This window comes from Kitasatospora papulosa, assembly GCF_000717245.1.
GTDB classification, from domain to species: Bacteria; Actinomycetota; Actinomycetes; order Streptomycetales; family Streptomycetaceae; genus Streptomyces; species Streptomyces papulosus.
Genome location: NZ_JNYQ01000001.1, coordinates 167,204 through 193,000 on the forward strand (window position 1 = coordinate 167,204; position 25,797 = coordinate 193,000).

Genomic DNA, 25,797 nt, shown 5'->3' on the forward strand with positions numbered 1-25,797 from the left:
TGGACACCTTGCGTGTTCCGCACGGCTCCGCTGTGTCCGCACGGTGGTTCGGGCGTGAGGACGGCCGGATCGCGCGAGGTGGTTCCCGGAGCCTGTGGAGTCTCTGTGAACGGCGCGGCGCCGGACAGGGCCCGGATCCGGGCGGTGCCGAGCGCCCGCCACGCCGCCCGCGCGGGCGGTAGCGTCGCCTGCATGGACCAACCACGCCCGGACCGGGCCGCCTTGCTCGCACGCTCCGACGGCCCCGTCACCCGGGACCGCCTCGTCGGCGATCTGCGCGCGCTCGGTCTCACCGAGGGCGACACCGTGATGTTCCACACGCGGATGTCCGCCCTGGGGTACGTCGTCGGCGGCCCCCCGACCCTGGTCGGCGCGCTGCGCGAGGCCGTGGGGGAGCGGGGGACCCTGATGGTGACCTGCGGATGGAACGACGCCCTGCCGTACGACTTCTCCGACTGGCCGCGCCCCTGGCAGGACGCCGTACGGTCCGACCCCTTCGTGTACGACCCGGTGCTGAGCGAGGCCGACCACGACAACGGCCGGCTCCCGGAGGCCCTGCGCCGGTGGCCGGGCGCCTTCCGCAGCCGCCATCCCGACGTCAGCATGGCCGCGCTGGGCGCGGCGGCCGCCGAGCTGACGGCCGACCACCCGTGGGACGACCCGCACGGCCCCGGCAGCCCGCTCGCCCGGCTGGTCGCCCGGGGCGGCAGGGTGCTGATGCTGGGGGCACCCCTGGAGACCCTCACCCTGCTCCACCACGCGGAGGCGCTGTCCGAGGTACCGGGTAAGCGCTTCGTGGAGTACGAGCAGCCGGTCCTGGAGGGCGGGCGACGGGTCTGGCGCCGCTTCCGCGACATCGACTCGTCGAAGGGGGCCTTCGACTACTCGTCCGTCACGCCCCCCGGCCAGGACTCGTTCGAGACGATCGTGAGGGACATGCTGGCCACCGGCGCGGGCCGCCGGGGCAGGGTCGGGGCCGCCGACAGCCTGCTCTTCGAGGCCGGTGAGGTCGTGGAGTTCGGCCTCGCCTGGCTCGCGGAGAAGCTGGGCGGCGGACGGTAGCCCCGTCAGCCCCGGAACGGCCCCTCAGGTGGTGGAGCGTTCCACGGGGATCCACAGCTCCGCGTCCGCCTGTGTCCCCTCCTCGGACAGCCGCACGCTCAGGATCTCGGGCCCCGGCCTGCTCACGTACGGGTTCGACGGGAACCACTGGGTGAACACGTCCCGCCACAGGTACTGGAGGGACTGCGGGAACGGGCCCGAGTGCTCGAAGACGGCCCACCGGCCGGCCGGGACGTCGAGGGCGTCCATGTCCTCGGGCACCTCGGCGCCGGTCACCACCCCGTGGTAGTAGTCGAGTTCGGTCCCCTCCGCCCGGCTCGGGTCGAGCTGGTCGCTGACCCCGACGATCCCGGCCGGCTCCTGGTCGCCGAGTGCGGCGACGCGGCGCATCACGTCGGGGCCGATGCCCCGGATGAAGTCGGCGATCGCCGGGTTCGCCCCTTCGTGGACGAGCGGCACGCGGGCCTTCCTGCCGACCACCCGGAAATCGGCCTTGTCCACGATCCTGTACCGCATGCTGCTGGTCCCTTCGACGATGAGGCGGAAGGACATCCGTTGCTGGGACCGCAGCGCCGCTCCCGTGCGCCGGGCCTCACCCGGGCCCACGCCGTGCACGGCGCGGAACGCGCGGGCGAACGCCTCGCCCGAGCCGTAGCCGTAGCGCGTCGCGATGTCGAGCAGCGTCCGCTCGCCGGCGAGCACCTCGGCGCCCGCCACGGTCAGCCGTCTGCGCCGGACGTACTCCGACAGCGGGAGGCCCGCCAGTGCGGAGAACATGCGCCGGAAGTGGTACTCCGACGTCGTCGCGATGCGCGCCAGCCCGGCCACGTCGAGCGGCTGGTCGAGGTGGGACTCGATGTGCTCCATGGCCTGGTTCAGCCGTTCCAGCATTCCGGACTCCTTCCCTGTCCTCGCCCACGTTAGGAAGGTCCCACCCTGCCGGACCCGACATCCTGTGCCCGATGCGGTGGGGCCGGGCCGTGTATCCGTGCGGCGGGGCTCTCCTCATTCCGGAGGACGACCGCGCTCCCCGCCTCGTGCGGACGCACCAGGCACAAGTGCCGGTAGGCGCACGACGCCGGGGACGCCCCGTTTCGCGAGTCTTGAGCAGTAACCCACATCGGATGCGGAGATCTCAGACTCGTGGCTACCTTCCTCTATCGCATGGGCCGCACCGCCTTCCGGCGGCGCCGGCTCGTCGTCCTGCTGTGGGCGGTGGTCCTCGGCGCCGTCGGGGCGGGTGCCGCCAAGGCACCCGCGGGCGGCGACGACGGCACCTCCTTCATGCCGGGCATCGAGGCGCAGAAGGCCTTCGACCTCATAGGCGAGCGCTTCCCGGGCTCGGACGCCGACGGCGCCGACGCGCGGATCGTGTTCATCGCGCCCGAGGGCCAGAAGGTCACCGCGGCCGGCAATCGCGCCGCCATCGACACACTGGTCGAGGAGGCCGCCGGCCAGTCGCAGGTCGCCCGTGCCGTCGGTCCCTTCCAGGCCGGCGCGGTGAGCGAGGACGGCTCGACGGCGTACGCCACCGTCAGCTACAAGGTCGCCGCGGGCGATCTCACCGACGCGGACAAGCAGGCGTTGGAGAAGGACGTCGACGAGGCCCGTGACGCCGGCCTCACCGTGGAGACGGGCGGAACCGCGCTCGCCACCCAGCCGGCCGCGGGCGGTGCGGGGGAGGCCGTCGGCATCGGACTCGCCGCCGTGGTCCTGCTGATCACCTTCGGTTCCGTCGCGGCGGCCGGGCTCCCCCTGCTCACCGCCGTCATCGGCGTCGGGATCAGCATGTGCACGATCCTCGCCCTCGGCAGCGCCTTCGGCCTGTCGATGACCACCGGCACGCTCGCCTCCATGCTCGGCCTCGCCGTCGGCATCGACTACGCCCTGCTCGTGGTGTCCCGCTACCGGGAGGAACGTGCGAACGGACACGAGCCCCGCGAGGCGGCGGGAATCGCGACCGGCACGGCAGGGTCCGCCGTGGTCTTCGCCGGTCTCACGGTCGTCATCGCCCTGGCCGGGCTCTCCGTGATCGGCGTGCCGATGCTCACGAAGATGGGCCTCTGCGCGGCAGGGGCGGTCGTTCTCGCCGTCCTGGTCGCGCTGACGCTGGTGCCCGCGCTGCTCGGGATGTGGCCGGACGCCGTCCTGTCCCGGAAGGCCCGGCGGCGACCGGCCGGCCGGTCCGCGGGAGCCGGGGGCAACGGCGGCACCCGGTGGGCCCGTTTCGTGCTGCGCCGCCCGGTGACGGTGCTGCTGGCCAGTGTCATCGGCCTGGGCGTGCTCGCCCTGCCCGCCGCCGATCTGCAGATGGGCATGCCGGGTGCCGAGGCCAAGCCGGTCTCCTCGACGGAACGCCGTGCCTACGACGCGCTCGCCGAAGGGTTCGGCGCGGGGTTCAACGGTCCGCTGACGGTCGTCGCCGACGTCAGGGGCGCGGCCGATCCGAAGGCCGCCGCCGCGACGATCGCCGAGCAGATCAAGGGCACCGACGGTGTCGTGTCCGTCTCCCCGGCGCGGTTCAACCCCGCGGGCGACGCCGCGCTCCTCTCGGTCGTGCCGTCCACCGGACCGAGCGACGAGACCACCAAGGACCTCGTGCAGACCATCCGGGCCGAGCGGCCCGCGCTGGAGGAGGGGACCGGGGCGACCTTCGAGGTCACCGGTTCGACCGCGATGAACATCGACGTCGCCCAGGCGCTTCAGGACGCCCTCGTCCCGTACCTGATCGTGATCGTGCTGCTGTCGCTGGTGCTGCTGATGGTCGTCTTCCGCTCCGTGCTGGTGCCCGTCAAGGCCGCCTTCGGGTTCCTGCTGTCGGTGCTCGCGTCGCTCGGCGCGGTCGTCGCCGTCTTCCAGTGGGGCTGGGGCGCCGAACTGCTGGGCGTGGAGCAGGCCGGGCCGATCATGAGCCTGATGCCGGTCTTCCTGGTGGGCATCGTGTTCGGACTGGCCATGGACTACGAGGTGTTCCTCGTCGCGCGGATGCGGGAGGCGTACGTCCACGGGGAGCGGGCGCCGCAGGCGGTGGTGACCGGCTTCCGGCACAGCGCCCGTGTGGTCACCGCAGCGGCGGTCATCATGATCGCGGTCTTCTCCGGGTTCATCGGCGCGGGGGAGTCGATGATCAAGACGATCGGCTTCGGCCTCGCGGTCGCCGTGCTGTTCGACGCGTTCGTCGTCCGCATGGCGTTCGTGCCCGCCGTCCTCGCCCTGCTCGGGGACCGCGCCTGGTGGCTGCCCCGGTGGCTCGACCGGATCCTGCCCCGCGTCGACGTCGAGGGAGCGGGTCTCAGCCGGGCCCCGGCCCCGGCCGCGCAGGACTCCACGGGCACCGGTACCCGCCCGCAGGAACCCGCCCGCACCTGAGCGGGACCGCCCGGCGGGCCGCGGAGCCGTCTTCGGCGGCTCCGCGGCCCGTGTCTGTCACGATGGCCGCACCCGGCCATGACCTCGGAGAGCACCCCATGAGCACCACCTGGCAGCGCCGGGCGACGAGCCGCCCCCGCACCACCGAGGCCGCGAAGATCGTCTTGGTGTTCGTGATCGCCGTGGGCGGGGGGCTCCTCGACCACTGGACGATGCCGGGCCCGCGCTCCCTGTGGCCGGTGGTCGTCCTGTCCGCCGTCGGCTCCGGGGCACTGATCCGTCGTCGTCGCCACCCTCTGCCGGTCCTCGCGCTGACCACCCTGTGTGCCGTCGCCGAGGGCACCATGGGCTACCTCATGACGCCCCTCCTGTTCAGCCCGCTGCTGACCGCGCAGTACTCCACCAACCTGAGGGTCAGCCGTGTGACCGCCTGGAGCACGGCGGTCGTGGCGGCGACGGCCACGATCGTGTCCGTCGTCCGACACAGCGAACTCCACAGCGGCTGGATCATCGGCGTCGTCAACCCGGCGGCCTGGATCCTGCTCTCCGCCGCGCTCGGAAGCTACGTACGCGTCCGTCGCGACTACGCCGCCGCGCGCACCGAGCACGCGGCCCGCGAACGCGAGGAGGAGGCGCGGCACCGCGTCGTCCAGGAGCGCATGCGTATCGCGCGGGAACTCCATGACGTGGTCGCCCATCACCTCGCCCTGGCCAACGCGCAGGCTGGCACCGCCGCCCATCTGGCGCGGACCGATCCCGAGCAGGCGTACGCGATCCTGGACAAGCTCTCCGGGACGACGGCCGCGGCTCTGCGTGAACTGAAGTCCACCGTCGGCCTGTTGCGCCAGGAAAGCGACGCGGAGACCGGCGACGGCCTCGCTCCCGCACCCGGCCTGGGACAACTGCCCGACCTGGTGGCCGCCTGCGCGACTGCCGGTCTGCACGTCTCCGTGACCGAGGACGGAGAGCCGCGCCCGCTTCCGCCGGGGCTCGACCTGACGGCGTACCGGATCGTCCAGGAGGCCCTGACCAACGTCACCAAGCACGCCGCGACCCGTACCGCACGGGTCCGGCTCGCCTACACGTCCCGCCGGCTGTCCGTCACCGTCACCAACGACACCCCCTCCGCCCGGCCGGCGGACGGGCCGGGCCCCGGCCGCGGCTTCGGGCTCCTCGGAATGCGGGAGCGTGCCCTGGCCGCCGGTGGCACCTTCCACGCGGGGCCCCGGCCGGAGGGCGGCTTCGAAGTCGCCTGCACCCTGCCGCTGGACGGCCACCCGCCCCCGGCCGGATCGTCCCCGTCGGGTTCTTCTCCGTCCGGCTCCGAGGAAGGCACCGCCCCATGACCATCCGCGTCCTGCTCGCCGACGACCAGGCCCTGCTGCGGGCCACCTTCCGCATCCTCATCGAGTCCGACCCCGGCATGACCGTGGTCGCCGAGGCCGCCGACGGCCGCGAGGCGATCGACCTGACCCTCGAACACGGCCCCGACGTGGTCCTCATGGACATCCGTATGCCGGGCACCGACGGGCTGGCCGCCACCACCGACATCTGCTCCCGGCCCGAACTGGCGGCCACCCGCGTCCTGATCCTCACCACCTTCGAGGACGACCAGAACGTCGCCGAGGCCCTGCGCGCCGGAGCCAGCGGGTTCCTCGGCAAGGACGTCGGGGCGGACGTCCTGCTCACCGGCATCCGCACCGTGGCGGCAGGCGAATCCCTGCTCTCCCCCACGGCGACCCGTGCGCTCATCACGCGCTTCCTCGCCACCCCCGACGAGGCCCCGCTCGCCCCGCCCGAAGGCCTCGCCGCCCTCACGGACCGCGAACGCGAGGTCATGGCGCTCGCGGCCCACGGCAAGTCGAACGCCGACATCGCGGACCGGCTCGTGGTCAGCCCTCTGACGGTCCGCAGCCACATCCAGCGCGCCATGAACAAGCTGCACGCCCGTGACCGCGCCCAGCTCGTCGTCATCGCCTACCAGAGCGGGCTGGTCCAGCCCCGCCCCTACGGCGGCTGACGGGGCCGCCGGGCCGGTCGGAACATGCCCTGGCTCAGGGCGCCTTGAGCAGGTCCCTGAGCCCGGCGGTGAACGTGCGGACCTCCTCCTCGCTGGGGCGGCCTACGGGCACCACGGGCGCGGCGTTCCCGCCCGGGCTGCGGCACGGGCGGCAGAGGCCGTCGGGGAGTGCTTCCGGGCGGCCCGGGGTGCCGCACTCGGTGCACTCCAGCATCACGCGGTGCACGGGCCTGCCCGGGGCGGGAGGCGCCGGTGCGGTGGGTGCCTGCGGCGGGATCTTGTCGGTGAGGCGGCGGCGGACCAGACCGACGGGGGAGGCGACCCGGTCGGGGAGCCCGGCGGTGAGCGCCTGCGTGAGGTAGTCCGTGTCCACACCGCGAGCGAGCCACTCGGCCGCCCCGGCCTCCAGGGCGGCGCAGTCGGCGGCGGACAGAGCTAGGCGGGAGTCGACACGGCCGAGCCGCGCCAGCGCGAGATAGGCGGGGGAGGGGCTTCCGGCGCTCCCGCCGCTCCCGCCGCCTTCGGACTCCCGCTGCTGCGGCACGGCCTGTGCGGCGGGCGGGGTGGCGGCGGGCGGCACCGGCGGCGATGCGGGCTCGGTGTCCTCCGCGTCGTCGACCGGGACCCAGGGCGGCGCGGGCACGGTGGCGGGTGAGGTCGCGGTGGCAGTTGAGGTCACGGGCACGGGCGCAGGCGCTGGCGCTGGTGCGGGGGCGGCGGCCAGGGTGGCGGTGACCTCGGTGGCGGCCCACCACTCGTTGTCGCGGGCCGTACGCGACCAGAACGTCCGCGACACCCAGCGCACTTGGCCCGCCTCGCCGACCAGGCACCGGACGCGGCGCAGGTGCCCGGCGGCGGCCAGAGCCCTGAGGGCCGAGCCGACGGCCTGCTGACCGTACAGCGGCAGCTGCTTGGCGAGGCTCTTGACGTCCATCGAGGCGCCGTCGGGCAGCTGGTCGACGAACCCGGCGACGTACCGCTCGCGGGCGGGCAGCAGGGAGAAGTCAGTCGCGCTGCGCGGGCGTTGGTCCGGCATGGAGCGCTTGCCGTACCCGGCCTTGGCCATCGGGTAGGAGCGCGAGGATGCGGGGGCGCGCAGGGCGGGGCTACTGTGCTGAACAGCCACGGGATCGGTTCCTTCGATCTTGCGGTGAGACCCCGGCCCGGTGCGCCAACACCTCGTCGGGGTCGTCCTGTTCCCGCACCGTAGGCAATCGCCACGCTGCGCCGCAAGTTGGTCACGATTAGTCATACTTGCTGGCCGTGACGGGTCGGGGAGGGTGGGGAGGTAGTCCCAAAACCCTTCTTTTCCCTACCGGTTGAAGGCACCGCTCGAATCCCGGCCCTCGTGTCCCGACGCCCGGGTCCCGAAGCTCGGGTGCCGGGCGGAGGACCTGATTCCGGACCCCGAAGGAGTGAACCTCCCAGGACCGGAGCCCGAGCCCCGGGACCCGGGCGCCGAGCGCCGGAGGGGGCACCGACCGGGGCGGGGCGGCGGCCGTCACGGAGGGACCGGGATATTGACCACGTTGACGCGAGGTGTCCTGGGTGAGGACACCCCGCGTTTTCACGCCCTCAACATGGGCTCCAGGATCAGGGTCTCGGAGGACGTGAAGCTCTTCTGGCCCTGAACCGCCGGTGAGGGCCGTCGGCGAGATCCCGGGTCCCCTCCGTGCAGACGTCGGCCGTGCGGTGCCCCTCCGGCGGGCCGCAGGCATCCCGTGAGAAGGGCCGGAAAATCGGTGGATACGTGAATCCCGACGGCCTACGGTTGCCGGGTCGTAGATCCATACGTTCGAACGAGGTGCTTTTGATGACGGTCCGAGCCACGGCGGTCGACTCCGGTCGGCTGTCCCCCGCAGACGTCCTGACCTCATCGAACCGAAGGAACACCTCTCGTGGATCTTCCACGCATTTTCACCATTCGCGAACGTAGCCACCGCATCCACAACCCGTTCACCCCGGCCAAGCTCGCCACCCTGGGCCAGGCGCTGCACCTGGCGCCCGGGACCCGCGTGCTCGATCTCGCCAGCGGTTCCGGCGAGATGCTGTGCACCTGGGCCCGTGACCACGGAGTCACCGGGACCGGGGTGGACATCAGCACGGTGTTCACCGAGGAGGCCCGCGCCCGCGCCGCCGAACTCGGTGTCGCCGACCGGGTCACCTTCGTGCACGACGACGCCGTCGGCTACGTCTCGGACGAGCCGGTCGATCTCGTCTCCTGCCTCGGCGCGACCTGGATCGGCGACGGCGCGGCCGGCACGATCGAGCTGCTGGCCAGGAGTCTGCGCCCCGGCGGCCTGATGCTGATCGGCGAGCCGTACTGGCGCCGTGAGGTGCCGGACGAGGAAACCGCCAGGGCCTGTCACGCAGGCAGCAAGGCGGACTTCCGGCTGCTGCCGGAGCTGGTCGAGCAGTTCGGCGAACTCGGGTACGACGTCGTGGAGATGGTGCTGGCCGACGGCGACAGCTGGGACCGTTACCAGGCGGCTCAGTGGCTCAACCTGCGCCGCTGGCTCGACCGGAATCCCGGTGACGAGCTGGCCGCCGAGGTGCGGGCCGAGCTCACCACCGAACCCGCGCGCTACACGCGGTACCAGCGCGAATACCTCGGCTGGGGGGTCTTCGCGCTGATGGCCCGCTGACGGCCTGAACGACGCGGGTCCGGGTGGCGTACGCCGCCCGGACCCGCGCCCTTTCCCGGCGCGCCCTCAGCGCAGGGACTCGGGCAGGTCCTCCCGGTGGACGATGCCCAGACGCTGCGTGGCCCGGGTCAGCGCCACGTACAGGTCGCTCGTCCCGAAGCGTCCGGGCTCCACGACCAGCACGTGGTCGAACTCGAGCCCCTTCGCCTCGCGCGGGCCGAGCAGCACCACGGGACGGGTGAGGTCGGGTTCGGCACCGGCCGTGATCCCGTCGAGCGGTGCCGCGATCTCCTCGTGCAGCTCACGCGGCGCGATGACCGCGAGGCGGCCCTCCTCGGGCGTCAGCTCCTCCACCGCCCGCGCCACGGCGCCGGCGAGGTCGGCGCCGGAGTCCCTCGTCCACGGCGTCTCGCCGGTGGAGCGCACCGAGCCGGGCGGCTCGAAGGACGGGTCCTGGGCGCGGACGACCCGCGCCGCCAGGTCCATGATCTCGGCGGGCGTACGGTAGTTGACGCCCAGCCGCACATGCTCGAAGCGGTCCCCGACGTACGGCTCCAGGATGCGGTCCCACGAGCCGATGCCGGCCTCCTCCGAGGTCTGCGCCGGGTCGCCGACCAGGGTCAGCGACCGGGTCGGCGACCTGCGCATCAGCAGCCGCCAGGCCATCGGCGACAGCTCCTGCGCCTCGTCGACGATGATGTGGCCGAACGCCCAGGTCCGGTCGGCGGCGGCCCGCTCGGCGGCGCTCCGGTGGTCGGCCTCCTCCTGCCGCTCCGCCATCCGTTCGGCGTCGATGATGTCGTGCGCGGCCAGGACCTCCGAGTCCTCCTCGTCCTCGAACTCGTAGGTCTCCGAACCCCGCGACAGGTCCAGCACACCCTGCGCGTAGGCGACCCGCTCCTGGCGCTCCGCCTCGGCGGCGGCCCGCGCGGCGCTGTCGTCGTCCCCGAGCAGCTCGGCCGCCTCGTCCAGCAGGGGGACGTCGGCCGGGGTCCACTCCCCGTCGCCGGCAGCGCGCCGGATGGCCTCGGCGTCCTCGTCGGGGACGTACACGGGCTCGGCCAGGTAGTCGGCGAGGAACCCCTCGGGGGTGAGCAGCGGCCACAGTTCGCCGACGGCGGCGTGCACCTCCTCGCTCGTGGCCACGCTCTTGCCGAGCTGGGCGACGTCGTCAGGGCCCAGGAAGTTGGGGCCGCCGTACGGGTCCGCGCCGATGCGTTCGGTCAGCTGCCTCGTGAGCGCGTCGATGACGTGGAACGTGAAGTACGGCCGGGCCAGGTTGTGCGGCAGCCGGGTCTCGCGGGCCGCCTGCCGTGCCTCGTAGGCGATCTCCCAGTCCAGGACAAGGTCACCGTCGTCGTGCGGGATGATCAGGGGTGCGCCGGGCTCGGGCAGTGCCTGCCGGTCGCGTACGGCGAGGGCCAGCGCCTCGGCCATGTCGGCGCCGCCCTTCACGGCTGCCGCACGGGGGGTGTCCGTGCCCCGGGCGTGGACACCGGGGAAGAGTTCCGCCTGGGTGGCGAGCATGACGCCGGTCTCGCCGAGCGCGGGCAGCACCTCGCCGATGTAGCGGAGGAAGGCCGGGTTGGGGCCCACGACCAGGACCGCGCGCTTGGCCAGGAGCTCCCGGTGCTCGTACAGCAGGAAGGCCGCCCGGTGCAGGGCGACCGCCGTCTTGCCGGTGCCCGGCCCTCCCTCGACCACGAGGACGCCCCGGTGCGGTGCGCGGATGATGCGGTCCTGCTCGGCCTGGATGGTCCGCACGATGTCGCCCATGCGGCCGGTGCGGGCCGAGCTCAGGGCGGCGAGCAGCACGGCGTCCCCGCTCGGGTCCTCGAAACCGGTGCGTTCGCGGTCCCCCAGGTCCAGGATCTCGTCGTGCAGCTCGGTCACCGTGCGGCCCTCGGTGGTGAGGTGCCTGCGCCGGCGCAGCCCCATGGGCGTGTGCCCCGTGGCGAGATAGAAGGGCCGGGCCACCGGGGCGCGCCAGTCGATGAGCAGGGGCGTGTGGTCGGTGTCGTCCTCACGAATACCGATCCGGCCGATGTGGTGCGCGGCGCCGTCGCGAAGATCGATACGACCGAAGCACAGCGAGCCGTCCACCGCGTTCAGGGCGGCGAGCAGGCCGGAACGCTCGGCGACGAGCACATCGCGTTCGAGCCGGGCCTGCAAGCCGTTCCCCACCGGGGTCAACGCGTCCTCGACGCGCTGAGCGGTGTCCCCGCGCAGCGCGTCGACACGGTCGTAGAGCCGGTCGATGAATTCCTGCTCCTTCTGCAATTCGACGTTTTCGCGAGTTGACAAAATCGCTCCCTGCCGGATATGGTGTTTCTAGTGGCCCCCTTTGAGGGGCCTTTTCTGTGGGTGCACAGAACGACCCAATATACGTGAGGAAATCCCCGGTCCGCAATTACGGACCGGGGATTTGTCGTATTCGGCGGGCCGAGGATCCGGATCACCGGGGCCATAGGGTTCGGACGGTTGCGGATCCGCCACGCGCGGCGCTGAGACCGCGCACGGGGCAGGTCCGGTCCGGGGCCCGCCCTCACCTGCCGCCCGCCCTCACGTGCCGTATGTCATGGCCCCGCATTACAGGTGTCATACGCACCTGATGACAGAGCGCACTGCCCCCGGCCCCGTTCCGCCGGGAGTGTGGAGTGCATGAACCCCGTCATCGAAACCGTCGGACTGAAACGGAGCTACCGCGACTTCGACGCCGTCAAGGGCATCGACTTCACGGTCGCCCGCGGTGAGCTGTTCGCCCTGCTGGGCACCAACGGCGCCGGAAAGACCTCCACCCTCGAACTCCTCGAAGGCCAGGCCACTCCCACCGGTGGATCGGTCCGGGTGCTGGGCCACGACCCGTTCCGCGAGCGGTCGGCGGTGCGGCACCGCATCGGCGTGATGCTCCAGGAGGGCGGCTTCCCGCCGGAGCTGACCGTCCTGGAGACCGTACGCATGTGGGCGGGCTGCACCAGCGGCGCCCGGCCCGCCGACGAAGCCCTCGACATGACCAACCTGTCCGACCGTCGCGCCGTGCGGGTCAAGCAGCTCTCCGGCGGCGAACGCCGGCGCCTCGACCTCTCGCTGGCCCTGCTCGGACGCCCCGAGGTGCTGTTCCTCGACGAGCCGACCACCGGCCTCGACGCCCAGTCCCGTCGCGACACCTGGGAACTGATCCGCGAGCTGAAACTCCAGGGCACGACCGTGCTCCTCACCACGCACTACCTGGAAGAGGCCGAACAGCTCGCCGACCGGCTGGCGATCATGCACCAGGGGCTCATCGCCACCACGGGCCGCGTCGCCGACGTCGTGGCCGAACGCCCCGCCCGGATCAGCTTCCGGCTGCCCCAGGACCGCCTCCTCGGTGAGCTGCCCCCGCTCCCGGCCATGGGTGTCACCCGGCACGAGACCGTGGGCGGCACGGTCCGGCTGGAGACCAGGGACCTCCAGCGCACCGCCACCGAACTGCTCACCTGGGCCCACCGCACCGGCGTCACGCTGCACGGCCTCGACGCCCGGTCCGCATCACTGGAAGAGGCCTTCATGGAGATCGCCAAGGGCCTGGACCACGAGGAGACACGATGACGACGACCGCGCCCACCCGCCCCGTGGACACCGCCCCGCCCGTGCGACGCGGCTCCGCGTCCCGCATGGCCGCCCTCGGCCGCGCCGAACTGACCCTGCTGCTGCGCAGCAGGGCGGCCCTGATCACCGCGCTCCTCGTACCGGCCGTCACGACCTTCTCGATGCGAGGCGTGGTCGACGGCCTCGACCTGGACGGCACCGGCCTCTCGATCGCCACCGTCCTCCTGCCCGGATCGCTCGGCCTGGCACTGATCTTCTCCGTGTACACGAACCTCGTCGGCGTGTACGTCACCCGCCGCGAAAGCCTCGTGCTCAAGCGGCTGCGCACGGGCGAGGTGCGTGACTGGGAGATCTTCGCCGGCGGAGCACTCCCCGCCCTGCTGCTCGCGTACGTCCAGTGCGCGCTGCTGATCATCGGCCTGACGGTGGTCCTGGACGCACCCGCGCCGGCCGCCCCGCACCTGATGGTCCTCGGCCTGCTCATCGGCGGCGCGATGCTCGTGGCCGCGGGCGCGCTGACCGCCGCCGTCACCCGCACGGCGGAGAGCGCGCAGTTGACGTTCCTGCCGTTCTGGCTGCTGAGCATGGCCGGCTCCGGGATGTTCGTACCGCGTGAGATCCTGCCCGGCGTGGTCGGCGACATCAGCGCCTGGCTGCCCTTCTCACCGGTGATGGACCTCCTGCGGGGCGGCTGGACGGGCGACCTCGGCGCCGCGGACCAGGGCCGCGCGCTGCTCCTCGCCCTGGCCTGGACGGGCCTGGCGGCCCTCGGCGTGCGGCGGTGGTTCCGCTGGGGTCCGCGCGGCTGACCCCGCACCCGGTACGACCCACGTGGTGCGACGGCCGCCGGACGGGGAAGTCGGAGATCATGAGCGTGAGCGTGGAGGACTGGGTGGAACGGCTCGGCGGCCAGGACGGCCCCGAGCGGTACCGCCGGTACGCGGTGGGCAGCGTCGGATTTCTCGCCCTCACCGAGGTGGGTCTCTGGACGATCTGGATGTTCCAGTCGGACGGCGACGCCCCCGTCCTGGCGACCGTGGCCGTACTGGGCGCGGTGCACGCCGTGATCCAGTTCATGCTGTGGCGCTCCGCCCTGCGCCACTACCTGACCGCCGGCCCACGGCCCACCCCGCTCGTCGCGGCGTACACGGCCCTGACGCTGGCCATGGCCACCGTGGGATGCGTACTGCTGGCGACCGGACGCATCGACGACGGCGACCTGACGTCCTACCTGGTGTGGCTGCTGATGTTCTGGGCCGGGCCGCCCGCCCTCGCCCTGTCTCCCCGCCGGGGAGCGGCCCTGGTGGCGGTCGTCGCCGTCGCCGCCCTGGCGGGAGCGGGAGTGGCGGGACTGCCCGGCCCGGCCCTGGTCCTCGCCGTCAGCGCCAGCGTGTTCATGGTGCCGTTCATGGCCGCCGCGTCCAGGGCGTCCGGCTGGAGCGTCCGGCTGATCGAGCAACTGGCCGCCGCACGCGAGACACAGTCCCGTCTCGCCGTCGCCGAGGAGCGCCTGCGCTTCGGCCGCGACCTGCACGACGTACTGGGCCGCAACCTCGCGGTCGTCGCGCTCAAGAGCGAACTCGCCGCGCAACTGGCACGGCGCGGACTGCCCGAGGCCGAGGAGCACATGGTGGAGGTCCAGCGCATCGCGCGGGAGTCCCAGCGCGAGATCCGCTCGGTGGTACGCGGCTACCGCACCGCCGACCTCCACACCGAACTCGTCGGAGCGCGCTCCGTCCTGGAGGCCGCGGGCATCGACTGCCGCATCGAGTACGGCCCCGCGGACCGCCTGCCGCCGGACGTGCAGTCCGCCCTCGGCTGGGTGGTGCGCGAGGGCACGACGAACGTCCTCCGCCACGCACAGGCCGCGACGCGCTGCACGATGGCACTGCGCACCGCGGGCCCGACCACGGCCCTGCTGGTGCTGGAGAACGACGGCGCGCCCGACACCCCCTCCGGCGGCGGCACGGGCCTGGCGGGGCTGCGGGAACGACTGGCCGGCCCGGGTGGCACGCTGACCACCGAACACCAACCGGGCGGCATCTTCCGCCTCACCGCACGCATCCCCTGGGAAGAAGACGCATGATCACGGTCCTGCTGGCCGACGACGAGCACCTCATCCGCGGCGCGCTCGCCTCGCTCCTCACCCTGGAGGACGACATCACCGTCGTCGCGCAGGCCGGAACCGGAGACGAAGCACTGGCCATGGCCGTCGCGCACCGCCCCGACGTCGCCGTGCTCGACCTCCAGATGCCGGGCCTCGACGGCATCGCGGTCGCCACACGACTACGCGAATCCGTGCCCGGCTGCGCCTCGATGATCGTCACCAGCCACGCCCGGGCAGGAGCCCTGAAGCGCGCCCTGAGTGTGGGGGTGCGCGGCTTCGTGCCCAAGACGGTGTCGGCGCACGAACTGGCCCAGATCATCCGCACGGTGCACACCGGCGGCCGCTACGTCGACCAGGAACTCGCCGCCGACGCCATCGCCGCCGGCGAATCACCCCTGACCCCCCGGGAGGCGGAACTCCTCTCCTATGCCGAGGACGGCGCCCCCGTCGCGGACATCGCCGCCCGCGCCTCGCTCTCCAGCGGGACGGTGCGCAACTACCTCTCCTCCGCCGCGATGAAGCTGGGCGCGGAGAACCGGCACGTGGCGGCACGTATGGCGCGGGAGCGGGGGTGGCTGTGACGGGGCTTCCGGGTGCCGGAGGGATACGGAACGGCGCGCACTCCCTCGGTCGCCGAGGCGGGTGGACAAGGGAGCCGGCGGCTCAACGCGAGGGGTGAACCGGCAGGCCGGTGAGCCTGGGCCGGGCATCCGGACGCCCGTAGGTCAGTACCTTCGTCAGCGCGTCGCACAGGTCACCGATGACCTCGGCCGACAGGTCGAGCCTCACCTCGATCTCCGCCTCGTCCAGCTCCAGTTCGTCCAGACAACCGGGATCCAGCGTGACCGTGAGCAGGCTGCCGGCCAGAGCCACCTCCCGGACGCAGCCATAGGCCGTGCACTGGTCCGGTGTCATCACGCAATAGGTGTCGAGGCCGAGCGAGACGTCCTGCGGGGAGGGCTCACCGACAGGACGCGTGAACAGCAGGAAGAACCCTTCCTCGTCCTCGTCCTCGTCCTCGTACTCCGCTACGCCCGCCTGCATCTCGCCATCGACGTCGACCTCGGCCGCCACCGCACGGGCCGTGAACCTGTATGCCATAGGCCGGTTCTACCAGGAGTCCCGGACGAGGCCCCACCGCCCGGCGGGCAACGCACACCACGACAGGGCCGGGCCGGGCCGAGACCGCCCGGGCCGGCCCGGCAGGCTTCCTGCCGGTTGCTCCCTCACGTTGCGGGAACCCCTGCTAGCCGGGCTTGATCGAGGCGAGCTGGACGAGCAGGAGCACCAGGCGGTGCGCCTCGGCGAAGTCGGCGGCGGCGAACACGACCGTCCGACCGCCCTCGGCGCGCGAGACGCCCGGCACGAGCAGCGCCAGGTCGACGGAGAAGGGGCTGAGCATGTCCACTTCGACAGTGAGAGGCCCGTCAAGAACCAGTGGCGGGATGTGAGCGCGACGCCCGACCGCCTCGGCCGCGGCGGCACGGAGCCGTTCCCGGGCCTCCTCCGGGTGCAGGGTGACAGCGGCAGACCCCGCGACGGCCTCCTTGACGGCGACGCCGACCGCGGAGGGGACCAGCTCCTCGAACTCGGCACAGGCGACGTCGTCACCGCTGAGCATCACGACGGGCACGCCGAAGTGCCCGGCCAAGGCACCGTTGAGGCCGATCTCCCCGAGGGAACGCCCATCCACCCGGACATCGAGCACCTCGCCGCTCATGGTGTGCGCGATCACGCCCGGCCCGGCACCGGCACGGGCGTGATAGCCGATCAACAGAACGGCGTCGATGTCACCGTCGAGCCCGGCGACCATGCCCAGCGGCCTCGGCTTCCCCCGCACCAGCCGCGCCCTGCGATCCATCTGCTCCGGCAGCAGATTGCGGAACGGCCCGTGCGCGTCGGCGACCAGGACGTCGGCCGCGGGCTCGGCATCCAGGACACCGGCGACGACGGCATTGGCCTCAGCGGTCATCAACGCCCGGCCGCGTTCGTAGTCGTAGCGGTCGGGGTTGACCTCGGAGGTGTGGACGATGCCGGAGACGCCCTCCATGTCGACGGAGATGAGTACCTTCAGGGGCTTCGTTTCTTTCATTTCCTTCGGTGCCTTCATGGAAGGGGGAGCCTAGCGACGAGCCGCGGATCGTGGGCGGGGATGCGCTGCTTACCCTCTCCCGCAGGTCCAGGTCAGACCGTTGGGGCGTTGTGGAAGTCGACCATCGTGCGAACGGGGGGTGGCAGCCAGTCGTCCGACTGCTGGTGGACCTGGGCGAGCTGTTCGAGGACCTCGGTGCAGGTCGGGCGCTGAGCCGGGTCCCGGGAGAGACAGCGGGCCACGACCGGGGCGAGAGCCGACGGCAACAGTTCAAGGGCCGAATCGCGTGTCTGGCCGACGAACGGCGCGGCGCCGGCGGCATGGCACAGCACCATGCCGTAGGCGTAGAGGTCGCTGGCGAAAGTGCTTCCCGAGCCCTCGCTCTGTTCAGGTGCCATGAACCCGTCCGTGCCGAGACGGGCGTTGGTTCGGGTGAGGGTGGTGCTGTCGAAGGCTCGTGCAATGCCGAAGTCGATGACACGAGGACCTGTCGCCGAGATGATGATGTTGCTGGGCTTCAGGTCGCGATGAATGATGTCGCAGGAGTGAATCCCCTCCAGTGCTTCGGCGATGCCGAGGGCGAGCGTGTGGAGGGTTCTCGGGGGCATCGCGCCGTACTGCTTGAGAACGTCGTGAAGCGACGGGCCGGCGATGTACTCGGTCACCATCCACGGGCGCTCGCTGGTGGCGTCGGAGTCGACCACGGCAGCCGTATGGAATCCGCCGACCCGACGGACGGATTGGATCTCCCGGGCGAATCGCTGCCGGAAGTCGGCATTGGCGACGTGCTCACTGCTGATGACCTTGACGGCGACCAAGCGCTCTCCTGGGGACCTGCCGAGAAACACCGTCCCCATGCCTCCCTGGCCCAGCCTCGCCGTCAGGTGGTACCGGCCGATACGGCGCGGATCCTCCTTCCGTAGCGGTTCGTGCCCCATCTGCCGGGGAACCAGGACGGGGGACGCCGGAGCGGTGGGGGTCGGCGCGTTCCCAGGAGTGGCGAGGATCGCTGCCACGTCACGCTGCGTCTCCGCCTCCATCAACGCGGCCCTTCTCGCGCCCTCCGCGGTGAGGATGGCGGACTGCCTGTTGCCTTCGGCGATGAGGATCGCGGCTCGCTTGTCCCGGTCCGCCCCCAGGTGCTTCTCGATCGATTCCTGGATGGAGGCCGGAGGTTCGATGGACTTGAGCTCGACACGGTTGACGAGAACCCCCCACGTACCGGTAGCACCGGCGAGGACTTCCCGCAGGACAGTGCTGATCGCCTCACGGGAGGTCAGGGTGCGCTTCAGGTCCATGTCGCCGACGGCCTTGCGCAGGGTGGTGACGGTGAGTTGCTCGATGGCCTGGATGTAGCTGGCGACACCGTAGGTGGCGGCGCGGGGATCGGTCACGCGGTAGTAGATGACCGTGTCGACGTTGACGACCAGCCTTTCGTGGGTGATGACCGGTTGCGGCGGGAAGGGGACGACCTGCTCGCGGAGATCGATCCGGTTGCGAACGGATTCGATGAACGGGACGACGAGGTGCAGCCCGGCGTCGAGGGTGCGCGCGTAACGGCCGAAGCGCTCCACGACGGCGGCGCTGGCCTGCGGGACGACATGGATCGCCTTGATCAGGGCGAGGACCGCGAGCAATCCCACCACGATCAGCACGACAGTCATGGTTTCCACGTCAGGCCCCCTGCCCTTCGGGCATCCACCACATCGGGAAATGCCGGGCCTCAGTGTTTCAGAAGTTCTTTTTGGCGGTCGTCAGTTACGCAATATGTTCGTGGTCACGAATGCGTGACTGCCGATGATCATTTCTTACCGGGACATGGATTCCCCCTGCCGTAACCGGTGATCGTCGATGACCTTGTACACGTCGCCCAACAGCAGTCGAGCCACGTGCCGGCCCTCACTCATCACTTGGGATGTAATGGGTGTTCAGAACGGCAGCCCTGCACCGGGCGGAACACGGTCGACCGACGCGCAGGGCGACGAGAGGCCTGTTGCACGCCCCGTGGCCAGCGCACACTCCGCCCAGACGGTCTTGCCGGGGCCGACGCGATCGTGGACGCCCCAACTGTTGGCGAGAGCATCGACGATGGCCAGCCCCCGCCCGTGGTCCTTGTCCTGTGTGGGTGCGAGGAGGGTGGGCCGCGCGGGATGGGTGTCGGACACCTCGATACGGACCACGCTCCGGTGGGTTTCGTACGTCAGCAGCAGGGCGAAGTCCCGTCCAGGCACACATCCGTGCAACGCGGCATTGGCGGTGAGCTCGGCCACGACGATCGTTGCCCTGTCGTGGTCGTCCGTGCCGTGCGGATGGCCCCACTCGACGAGCTGAAGCGAGGCGAGCAGGCGCGCGAGGCGGGCTCCGCGGCGGGTGGCGGAGAACCGCTGGTTGAACATCTGGACGCCGACGACAGGGCGGCTGTGAGGGGCGGGCATGGAGTCCAGCCTGGAGGGGTGCGCAGCCCGGCGGCAGACACGCAGGCCATACAGAACGGCTTGTACGGGTGACCGAACTGGACCGGGTTGCTCACCATGCGTAACCATTCGTCTGGTCGGGCGCGCGACGAGCGGTTCGCTGCGCGCGACGCGGAACGGGGCGCGCGCGGGCGGACCCGGCACAGGAGAGGCGGCCGTGAATGGCTTCGGGTAACGGTGGCGTGGGAGTCGGCGGGAACTGCGGTGAATCGGAGTCGTCCGACAGCCTCCGGACATTCGGCGCGGTGCTCAAGGCGCTACGTGACGAAGCTCGTCTGACTCAGGAGCAGTTCGCCCCGCTGGTCCAGTACTCGGCGGCGTACATCGCGAAGATCGAGCAGGGCAAGCGGTTCCCTCCCCGGGATTTGCTCGACCGCTCGGAGGAGGTGCTGGGGCCGACGGCTGGCCGCGTGCTCTCGGCGGCGTCACGAAGCCTGACACGGAAGGTCGGGCTGGCGTCGTGGTTCCTGCAGTGGGCGGCTGTCGAGGAGGAGGCGATCTCACTCCTCTCGTACGAATCCAGCGTGATTCCAGGACTCCTGCAACCCGAGCCGTACATCCGTGCGCTCTTCGACAGGCGTCTCCCACCCCTCGTGGACGAGCAGTTCGAGCACCAGGTGTGTGCCCGACTTGAGCGCCAACGCCTGCTGGTGGAGCGGCCAGACACCACATTCAGCTTCATCATCGAACAGGCCCTGCTGGAACGCCGCATGGGAGGCGACGAAGTCACACGAGTGCTCCTCGACCACCTGCTCAGGGTGGGCCGTCTGCGGAACGTGGAGGTCCAGGCCATGCCGCTGATCCAGGAGGACCACTCGGGTTTCGAAGGTCCGCTCTCACTTGCTGAGACGGTGGAGAACCGATGGATCGGATACGTCGAGGCGCACGACAGCAGCAGGCTGATCACGGACCCGAAAGCCGCAGGCGCGATGCTCCAGCGCTATGGCAAGATGCGCTCGCAGGCTCTGAGCCATCAAGCCACCACGCGCCTGCTGGAGCAGATGCGAGGAGCGCTATGAGCACCACTGAACTTGCTTGGTTCAAGAGCAGCTACAGCGGTGGCGGCGGCGGCAACTGCGTCGAGATCGCCTTCGGTCCCGAGAACGTATTTGTCAGGGACTCGAAGGACACGCAGAGGAACGCGCTGGCAGTCTCTTCTTACGCGTGGTCCGCATTTACGGAACTGGTTTCTGCCTCACGTCCCTGAGGGGCCTGGTGTCGACAGATCCTGCGCTCTAGGCGCCCACCGAGGCTGCTGGCCAGAACCAGAGTCAGCCAACGGCCCGCATCGCAGCAGTCAGCATGAACGTGACGTCGCCGTGCCGGCCGGCCTTGTCTAGCGCAGCCGCGATCATCAAGACCGCCTGTCTATCGGTCCGTTCAGCAGCATTGATCAGTATTGCCTCGGCGGCGTCGTCCAGCCCGGCCGCCCGGCAGGAGCTGACGGCCACCACGATTTCCGCAGCCGAGTAGGACGCACCCGCCTGCCAGAGCAGGAACCCGGCGTCCCGTTTCCGGCCATCGGCAAGGTATCGGGCTACCACTCCAGTCTCGGACCACGTGAGCTCTGCCGCGTCTGCGGGGTGCCGGTCCCCCTTGCTTCGGGGGACCGGCACCCCGGCGCGTCCCTGGGGAATCGGAAATCCGTGCTGCCGGGCTTCGCGGCGAAGGCGCCGCGCTCGCATCCGATCAGGTCCCTTGACGCTGTGCGAAGCCGGCTGTGGTGGCTTCGCCTGGGGGCTTGTGGTTGTGACCGGGTAGCCCACGGAGCAGCAGAGGCAGTGCTTCTTCTTGGCACGAATGCGGAGTTCAAGAAGGAACTCCAGGGTGTGCGGCAGTGGGCCCCTGCCCGAGGCGTCCTTTTCCACGACGGAGTAGAAGTCACGCAGCAGCGCTTCGTCAGGGATGCGGCCAGCGTTCAGATGGTTGGAGAGGGTGGTTGGCTCCTGGTGAGCGTCCCTGGCGATGTCGGCCTGCGTTCGAGTGCTGCACTCCCGGATCTCGCGCAGTGCTGTCACTAGGGCCCCGTGCGCGGCGGTGATGCCAGGCGGCAACTCTTTCCATGTCCTCGGCTTCGGCGTCACGCACGGCTTCCGTTCGTCGTCAGGGCGGCGTTGATCACTAATTGTGTGCCACACGGGCAGATTTCGGCAGCGCTTGGATGTTTTCCATAACCCCTCGAAAGCTTGCAGAACCTGGCGTGATGGGTCGTCAAGCAGCAAGAGTGGTGGAGTCAGCGAGGGGCGCCAGAGGACTGGCATTCGGGACTGTCATGCATCGGACGTAGCTGGGGGCTGTGGATGACTATGCCGTCGTGGGAAAACGAGAAGCTCGGCACGATGAAGAGGGCCGCGTTGTGGCTGGTGGACGTCGTGCAGGAGGGCGGCACCTTCACCAAGGAAGACGTCAAGGGTGCTTTCCCTGGCGTCAGTCAGGCGGATCGCAGGGTGCGTGACCTGCGCGCCCACGGGTGGAAGATCGATACTGCCCGTGAGGACGCGAGTCTTGGCCAGCATGAACAGCGTTTTGTCGCGGCGGGGGAGCCTGTCTGGGAGCCGGGCAAGGCGACCAAGAGCAGCTCGGCCATCACGGACACGCAGCGGCGGACGACTCTGACCCGTGACGGCAACCGCTGCCGGTCATGCGGGATCACGCCTGGGCAGGCCTACTCCGGAACCTTCGAGACCGCGCAGATCGACATTGCCCGCCGGAAGGTGAAGCTGCCCAACGGCACTTCATCGGTGCAGCTCATCGCAGAATGCAATCGCTGCCGCGTGGGGGGCCGGGGCCTGGAAGCAGATCTCGCTGGCGTGCTCGAACGCGTCCAGAAGCTCGGAGGACTGCAGTTGCAGACCCTCAAGGACTGGGTCTCAGCTGACGAGCGTGAGTTCAGCCTCGTGGAGCGGGTGTGGGCGGACTTCCGCACGCTGCCGGCGGAGGCGCGTGACAAGGTCCGCGATGCCCTTGACCTGCCTCCCGCCTGAGTTCCGCCCGCAGAGCTGTGGTGGGGCTGCTGCCGGCAGCAGCCCCACCCGTGACCCCGTTCAGACCTTTCGCCAGCCAGAGGAGAACGAGCTGTGATCAAGAACGACGGAGACTTCGGCTTGCCGCCGTACGCCGCCAAAAACCGGGATGTCGTGGAGCAGCGTCTCAGCGACGTATCCGCCGGCACCGGACTTCAGGAGACCCTGACCATCGAGTGGCGTACGAAGCCGCAGGTAGTACAGGTCATCGACATGCCGGTGAACTCGCTCTACTACAACCCGGGTACTCACCGGATCAGAGCGCAGCGCAGCTACGACCCCCAGCTTGACCGCCGACTTGATGAGGACCCCTGGAGCGAGGACAGCCAGAAGTACCTTCAGCACCTGCTGCAGGCGGAACCTTCTGACCCGTCGAAGAGGGACAAGGATTTTGACGCGCTGAAGCAGAGCCTCGCTGACTTCAAGCAGAACGAGCCGGGACTCATCACCCGCGAGGGCATCCTGGTCAACGGCAACACCAGAGCGGCAGCCCTGCGCGAGCTGGGTGTCGAGAACATCCGGGTGGCTGTACTCCCGGACTCCTGTACCTGGGCAGACATCAACAGGGTCGAACTGTCTCTTCAGCTCCGGCATGACACCCGGCGGCCCTATTCCTACATCAACAGGCTCCTCACGATCGATGAGCAGGTGGAATCGGGCCGACCGCTGAAGGAGGTCGCGCGGGACTTCCGTATCAGGGAGTCGACAGCAGAACAGGACCTCTGGGTGCTCTCCTGCCTCCGGGATCTGAGCGACAGGTCTTCGGCCGGCGACGTGCAGTTGCGGCTGCTGGACTTCGAGGACGCGCAGGAGAGGCTTCGAGAGGTGCATCGCGCCTTCGCCAAGGAATCAAAGGCTGATGCGCAGAAGGCCGAGCTACTCAAGGAGAACCGTCTGGCCGCGATTGTAATGAACTTCTCCAAGACTGACGTCCGTCTCATTGAAGCCGACTTCCGTGGCCGGTACCTGGAGCACCGACTGCCAGACGCATTGAAGGCGGCCCCTGCTGCGGCCCCCGCGCGTGTGATCCCCGGTATCAACCGTGCTGTCAAGGCCGAGGTGCCCCAGGTTGCTGCGGCTCGTGCCTTTACTGACTCGGTACTCCGCGCGAAGGCGGTAGTCCGGGCGAAGGAGAAAGTGCCTGCGGCTCAGCTGGACGCGGCCACGTCTGTGTTCGAAGCGGCACACAAGGCCGTCGAGGACGCACTTGAGCCTGCTGGCAAGGATGCTCGTGTCCGCAAGCGTAAGCAGGCCGCCCCCGATCGCCTCAACGATGCCTGCCAGGACATTGAACAGTGCATCACTGACATGGTGCTGGCGAGCGCCTCCCGTAGCTTGGACGAGGAGGCACTGGACGAGGCGGTCCTCAAGTTGAAGGCCACCCTGAAAAAGTTGGCCCAGGCCACCACGCAAACTATTGAAGTGCCTGGCGAGGGCGTCGAGTGGCTGCGTGACGCGGTGCGGCAGGGACAGGCGTGACCATGGCGGCTGCGGAATCGTCTTTGCATATCGGCCTTGATGTCACGCGGACCAAAGCTGTGCTGCGTGCAAGCGAACAGTGCCGCAGCGACCTGAACCGGCTTGCAGCCAGATTCCCTGGCGGGGTGCGCGATCGTCTCGCCCTTGAGCTGACTCTCGATGACTTTCTGGTAGGCATCGACGTCCTTGCTGACTGGCCGCACCCCGAGTCCGTTGTCTGGACGGACGAGCTGAGCGCGCTTGTTGGAGAGGTACTTGATGATGCCGACCGAGCGGAACAACAGCTTCAGACACCCCGCGCGGACACAGTGTGGGATGCCACTGCCGTGGCATCGGCGCTGGGACCGACATGGCGTGCGGACCTCACGGAGTTCCAGCGCCGGGACATCGGACGGCTGCTGTCACTGCAGCACGGTGCCAACTTCAGCGTTCCTGGAGCTGGAAAGACCCGGGTCGGGCTGGCAGTTTACGCAGCCATGCGCGAACGCGGCGAAGTCCGTCGACTCTTGGTTGTCAGTCCCAAATCTGCCTACGAGGCGTGGCTCACTGAGAGCGAGCTCTGCTTCAAGGAGCCACCGCTGACTGCTGTCATGGGGAGGACTCCCGACGGCATGGCCGAGATCCTGGTTGTCAACTATGAGCGTCTCGACAGGTCGCTGGCCTCGCTGGCGACCTGGCTGAGGGGTGCGCCTTCCATGATCATTCTCGATGAAGCGCACCGGATGAAGCTCGGCGCTCAGGGAACATACGGAAGTGCCTGCATGGCGCTTGGACCGCTGACCCGGCGACGTCTCATCCTCACGGGAACGCCGGCTCCGAATGGGGCTCGCGACCTGGAGAACCTGCTGTCGTTTGTCTGGCCGGGGCACGGCCGGAGAGTGGTCACACAAGCTGTAGCAGGTGGCGATCTGGCGTACGCAAGCTCGGTGCTGAGGCCGTTGTTCACGCGGACGACGAAGAAGGAGCTGGGGCTGCCCCCGTTCGAGACACGCATCCGGCGCCTGCAGATGCCGGAGCTGCATCGTGAGGTGTACGACGCCCTAGTCGGTCGGTTCACCACGAGGGCGGAGGCGTCGCGTGATGACTTCGACGCCCTGGGCAAGGCGATGCTTCGCCTGCTCATGGCAGCCACCAGTCCGGCATTGCTCATTGAGGGGGGAAGCCGGTACGAGCCGTTGACTTACCAGGTCCCCCCGCTGGAGGTACCCCAGGGGGAATCGCTGTACACCCTTATGGGGAACCTTCCAGCGCACGAACTTTCTCCCAAATACAAAGAGGCCCTGAATATCGTCGCGACGAATGCTGCGATGGGGCGGAAGACCTTGGTCTGGACGACCTTCGTGCGCAGTATCACGACGATGGAGAGCCTGTTCGAGGCGTATCAGCCCGCAGTGGTGCACGGTGGCACTGCCGATCGGGAGGAGCAGATCCGGCGCTTCAGGGAGGACCCTGACTGCCATGTTCTCCTGTCCAATCCCGCCACCCTCGGGGAAGGAATCAGCCTGCACCACGTTTGCCACGACGCTGTGTACGTGGATCGTGACTTCATGGCGGGACGATTCCTCCAGAGTCTGGACCGTATTCACCGGCTCGGACTGGCGCCTGATACTCAGACTCGAGTCACCGTGCTCGCAGTCGAGGGAACGATCGATGAAGTGGTGGCGATGAGGCTTGAGGAGAAGCTCGAATTCATGGGGAAAATCCTTGATGACCCGTCTGTGCAGCAGTTGGGTGATCTTGAGGATGAGCCGTCCGGAGCGGCAGGCATGGATATGGCGGATGTTCGAGCCTTGCTGAATCACGTCGATGCCGTCGCTGGCCACTGAGTCAACGCGCCGCGCGGCGCTTCGCTGGCTCAGTGAGTTGAGGGTGGCTGGGGTGCCGCGGGTTCGGGTGCTTTTCGCGAACCACCCGCAGTACGCGGATCTCACGCCGGTG

At 69.8% G+C, this 25,797-nt stretch carries 22 protein-coding genes and 1 pseudogene; 14 read left to right on the forward strand and 9 right to left on the reverse strand.

Features of this window, described 5'->3' with window-relative positions; translation table 11 throughout:
- Positions 1-192 precede the first annotated feature (192 nt).
- On the forward strand, positions 193-1,062 hold the full coding sequence (gene aac(3) / locus IA22_RS0100715) for an aminoglycoside 3-N-acetyltransferase (protein ID WP_030122417.1): 870 nt from the start codon (positions 193-195) through the stop codon (positions 1,060-1,062).
- Between the two features lie 24 nt (positions 1,063-1,086).
- Here aac(3) and IA22_RS0100720 read toward each other — a convergent pair whose 3' ends face one another.
- Positions 1,087-1,953: an AraC family transcriptional regulator gene (locus IA22_RS0100720; RefSeq protein ID WP_030122418.1), complete on the reverse strand. Its 867-nt coding sequence runs from the start codon at positions 1,951-1,953 to the stop codon at positions 1,087-1,089.
- A 252-nt stretch (positions 1,954-2,205) separates the two neighbouring features.
- Here IA22_RS0100720 and IA22_RS0100725 point away from each other — a divergent pair, with 252 nt between their 5' ends.
- From IA22_RS0100725 to IA22_RS0100735, 3 genes are all read left to right on the forward strand, one after another.
- A complete protein-coding gene (locus tag IA22_RS0100725) occupies positions 2,206-4,431 on the forward strand; it encodes an MMPL family transporter (protein ID WP_030122419.1) in 2,226 nt (741 codons plus the stop codon).
- 98 nt (positions 4,432-4,529) lie between these two features.
- Positions 4,530-5,777, forward strand: coding sequence for a sensor histidine kinase (locus tag IA22_RS0100730; protein ID WP_038271588.1), 1,248 nt, complete (start codon positions 4,530-4,532; stop codon positions 5,775-5,777).
- Positions 5,774-6,451: a response regulator transcription factor gene (locus tag IA22_RS0100735; RefSeq protein ID WP_015577324.1), complete on the forward strand. Its 678-nt coding sequence runs from the start codon at positions 5,774-5,776 to the stop codon at positions 6,449-6,451. The genes IA22_RS0100730 and IA22_RS0100735 overlap by 4 nt, the downstream gene beginning before the upstream one ends.
- Positions 6,452-6,485: 34 nt before the next feature.
- Here the strand turns inward: IA22_RS0100735 and IA22_RS0100740 are convergent, their stop codons facing one another.
- Complete coding sequence (locus tag IA22_RS0100740) at positions 6,486-7,577, reverse strand: hypothetical protein (RefSeq protein ID WP_030122422.1); 1,092 nt, start codon at positions 7,575-7,577, stop codon at positions 6,486-6,488.
- Positions 7,578-8,349: 772 nt separating this feature from the next.
- Between IA22_RS0100740 and IA22_RS0100750 the strand changes: the two genes are divergently transcribed.
- The gene (locus tag IA22_RS0100750; RefSeq protein WP_030122423.1) at positions 8,350-9,096 is read left to right on the forward strand and encodes an SAM-dependent methyltransferase; all 747 of its coding nucleotides are present in this window, start codon (positions 8,350-8,352) and stop codon (positions 9,094-9,096) included.
- 66 nt (positions 9,097-9,162) lie between these two features.
- Here the strand turns inward: IA22_RS0100750 and IA22_RS0100755 are convergent, their stop codons facing one another.
- Entirely contained in the window at positions 9,163-11,376 is a 2,214-nt protein-coding gene (locus IA22_RS0100755) for a HelD family protein (RefSeq protein WP_030122424.1), read from the reverse strand.
- Positions 11,377-11,757: 381 nt separating this feature from the next.
- On the opposite strand from IA22_RS0100755, the gene IA22_RS0100760 reads away from it, so the two are divergent.
- From IA22_RS0100760 to IA22_RS0100775, 4 genes are read left to right on the forward strand one after another with little or no spacing between them, the layout of a single operon-like run.
- Positions 11,758-12,684, forward strand: a complete 927-nt coding sequence (locus IA22_RS0100760; RefSeq protein ID WP_015577319.1) for an ABC transporter ATP-binding protein — start codon at positions 11,758-11,760, stop codon at positions 12,682-12,684.
- Complete coding sequence (locus IA22_RS0100765) at positions 12,681-13,493, forward strand: ABC transporter permease (protein ID WP_014156063.1); 813 nt, start codon at positions 12,681-12,683, stop codon at positions 13,491-13,493. The genes IA22_RS0100760 and IA22_RS0100765 overlap by 4 nt, the downstream gene beginning before the upstream one ends.
- A 59-nt stretch (positions 13,494-13,552) precedes the next feature.
- A complete protein-coding gene (locus IA22_RS0100770) occupies positions 13,553-14,770 on the forward strand; it encodes a sensor histidine kinase (protein WP_014156064.1) in 1,218 nt (405 codons plus the stop codon).
- The gene (locus IA22_RS0100775; RefSeq protein ID WP_014156065.1) at positions 14,767-15,372 is read left to right on the forward strand and encodes a response regulator transcription factor; all 606 of its coding nucleotides are present in this window, start codon (positions 14,767-14,769) and stop codon (positions 15,370-15,372) included. The genes IA22_RS0100770 and IA22_RS0100775 overlap by 4 nt, the downstream gene beginning before the upstream one ends.
- An 82-nt stretch (positions 15,373-15,454) precedes the next feature.
- Here the strand turns inward: IA22_RS0100775 and IA22_RS0100780 are convergent, their stop codons facing one another.
- From IA22_RS0100780 to IA22_RS0100800, 5 genes and pseudogenes are all read right to left on the reverse strand, one after another.
- Entirely contained in the window at positions 15,455-15,892 is a 438-nt protein-coding gene (locus tag IA22_RS0100780) for an Imm10 family immunity protein (RefSeq protein WP_030122426.1), read from the reverse strand.
- 145 nt (positions 15,893-16,037) lie between these two features.
- Complete coding sequence (locus IA22_RS0100785) at positions 16,038-16,901, reverse strand: M55 family metallopeptidase (RefSeq protein WP_038271591.1); 864 nt, start codon at positions 16,899-16,901, stop codon at positions 16,038-16,040.
- A 74-nt stretch (positions 16,902-16,975) separates the two neighbouring features.
- Positions 16,976-17,821: a serine/threonine-protein kinase gene (locus tag IA22_RS38095; RefSeq protein ID WP_327215874.1), complete on the reverse strand. Its 846-nt coding sequence runs from the start codon at positions 17,819-17,821 to the stop codon at positions 16,976-16,978.
- A gap of 60 nt (positions 17,822-17,881) precedes the next feature.
- Positions 17,882-18,556, reverse strand: a pseudogene (locus IA22_RS38100) (SPFH domain-containing protein); the annotation flags it as partial.
- 255 nt (positions 18,557-18,811) lie between these two features.
- A complete protein-coding gene (locus IA22_RS0100800) occupies positions 18,812-19,318 on the reverse strand; it encodes an ATP-binding protein (RefSeq protein ID WP_051694752.1) in 507 nt (168 codons plus the stop codon).
- A 200-nt stretch (positions 19,319-19,518) separates the two neighbouring features.
- Here IA22_RS0100800 and IA22_RS0100805 point away from each other — a divergent pair, with 200 nt between their 5' ends.
- Positions 19,519-20,376: a helix-turn-helix domain-containing protein gene (locus tag IA22_RS0100805; RefSeq protein ID WP_030122430.1), complete on the forward strand. Its 858-nt coding sequence runs from the start codon at positions 19,519-19,521 to the stop codon at positions 20,374-20,376.
- Positions 20,373-20,564: a DUF397 domain-containing protein gene (locus tag IA22_RS34960; RefSeq protein ID WP_081889730.1), complete on the forward strand. Its 192-nt coding sequence runs from the start codon at positions 20,373-20,375 to the stop codon at positions 20,562-20,564. Before IA22_RS0100805 ends, IA22_RS34960 begins: the two co-directional genes overlap by 4 nt.
- A 64-nt stretch (positions 20,565-20,628) precedes the next feature.
- Here IA22_RS34960 and IA22_RS36730 read toward each other — a convergent pair whose 3' ends face one another.
- Positions 20,629-21,441, reverse strand: coding sequence for a hypothetical protein (locus IA22_RS36730; RefSeq protein WP_157840913.1), 813 nt, complete (start codon positions 21,439-21,441; stop codon positions 20,629-20,631).
- 216 nt (positions 21,442-21,657) lie between these two features.
- On the opposite strand from IA22_RS36730, the gene IA22_RS0100815 reads away from it, so the two are divergent.
- The 3 genes from IA22_RS0100815 (at position 21,658) to IA22_RS0100825 (ending at position 25,685) form a co-directional block, all read left to right on the forward strand.
- Positions 21,658-22,341, forward strand: a complete 684-nt coding sequence (locus IA22_RS0100815; RefSeq protein WP_030122432.1) for a hypothetical protein — start codon at positions 21,658-21,660, stop codon at positions 22,339-22,341.
- A gap of 93 nt (positions 22,342-22,434) precedes the next feature.
- The gene (locus IA22_RS0100820; RefSeq protein WP_030122433.1) at positions 22,435-23,859 is read left to right on the forward strand and encodes a ParB N-terminal domain-containing protein; all 1,425 of its coding nucleotides are present in this window, start codon (positions 22,435-22,437) and stop codon (positions 23,857-23,859) included.
- Positions 23,860-23,861: 2 nt separating this feature from the next.
- Entirely contained in the window at positions 23,862-25,685 is a 1,824-nt protein-coding gene (locus tag IA22_RS0100825) for a DEAD/DEAH box helicase (protein WP_030122434.1), read from the forward strand.
- Positions 25,686-25,797 lie beyond the last annotated feature (112 nt).

Excerpts from the sequence above, each read along its gene's own strand:
- IA22_RS0100720 (WP_030122418.1), bottom strand. The coding sequence starts at position 1,953 with ATGCTGGAACGGCTGAACCAGGCCATGGAGCACATCGAGTCCCACCTC.
- IA22_RS0100730 (WP_038271588.1), top strand. The coding sequence starts at position 4,530 with ATGAGCACCACCTGGCAGCGCCGGGCGACGAGCCGCCCCCGCACCACC.
- IA22_RS0100735 (WP_015577324.1), top strand. The coding sequence starts at position 5,774 with ATGACCATCCGCGTCCTGCTCGCCGACGACCAGGCCCTGCTGCGGGCC.
- IA22_RS0100760 (WP_015577319.1), top strand. The coding sequence starts at position 11,758 with ATGAACCCCGTCATCGAAACCGTCGGACTGAAACGGAGCTACCGCGAC.
- IA22_RS0100765 (WP_014156063.1), top strand. The coding sequence starts at position 12,681 with ATGACGACGACCGCGCCCACCCGCCCCGTGGACACCGCCCCGCCCGTG.
- IA22_RS0100770 (WP_014156064.1), top strand. The coding sequence starts at position 13,553 with ATGAGCGTGAGCGTGGAGGACTGGGTGGAACGGCTCGGCGGCCAGGAC.
- IA22_RS0100775 (WP_014156065.1), top strand. The coding sequence starts at position 14,767 with ATGATCACGGTCCTGCTGGCCGACGACGAGCACCTCATCCGCGGCGCG.
- IA22_RS0100780 (WP_030122426.1), bottom strand. The coding sequence starts at position 15,892 with ATGGCATACAGGTTCACGGCCCGTGCGGTGGCGGCCGAGGTCGACGTC.
- IA22_RS0100785 (WP_038271591.1), bottom strand. The coding sequence starts at position 16,901 with ATGAAGGCACCGAAGGAAATGAAAGAAACGAAGCCCCTGAAGGTACTC.
- IA22_RS38095 (WP_327215874.1), bottom strand. The coding sequence starts at position 17,821 with ATGGGGCACGAACCGCTACGGAAGGAGGATCCGCGCCGTATCGGCCGG.
- IA22_RS0100800 (WP_051694752.1), bottom strand. The coding sequence starts at position 19,318 with ATGCCCGCCCCTCACAGCCGCCCTGTCGTCGGCGTCCAGATGTTCAAC.
- IA22_RS0100805 (WP_030122430.1), top strand. The coding sequence starts at position 19,519 with ATGGCTTCGGGTAACGGTGGCGTGGGAGTCGGCGGGAACTGCGGTGAA.
- IA22_RS34960 (WP_081889730.1), top strand. The coding sequence starts at position 20,373 with ATGAGCACCACTGAACTTGCTTGGTTCAAGAGCAGCTACAGCGGTGGC.
- IA22_RS0100815 (WP_030122432.1), top strand. The coding sequence starts at position 21,658 with ATGACTATGCCGTCGTGGGAAAACGAGAAGCTCGGCACGATGAAGAGG.
- IA22_RS0100825 (WP_030122434.1), top strand. The coding sequence starts at position 23,862 with ATGGCGGCTGCGGAATCGTCTTTGCATATCGGCCTTGATGTCACGCGG.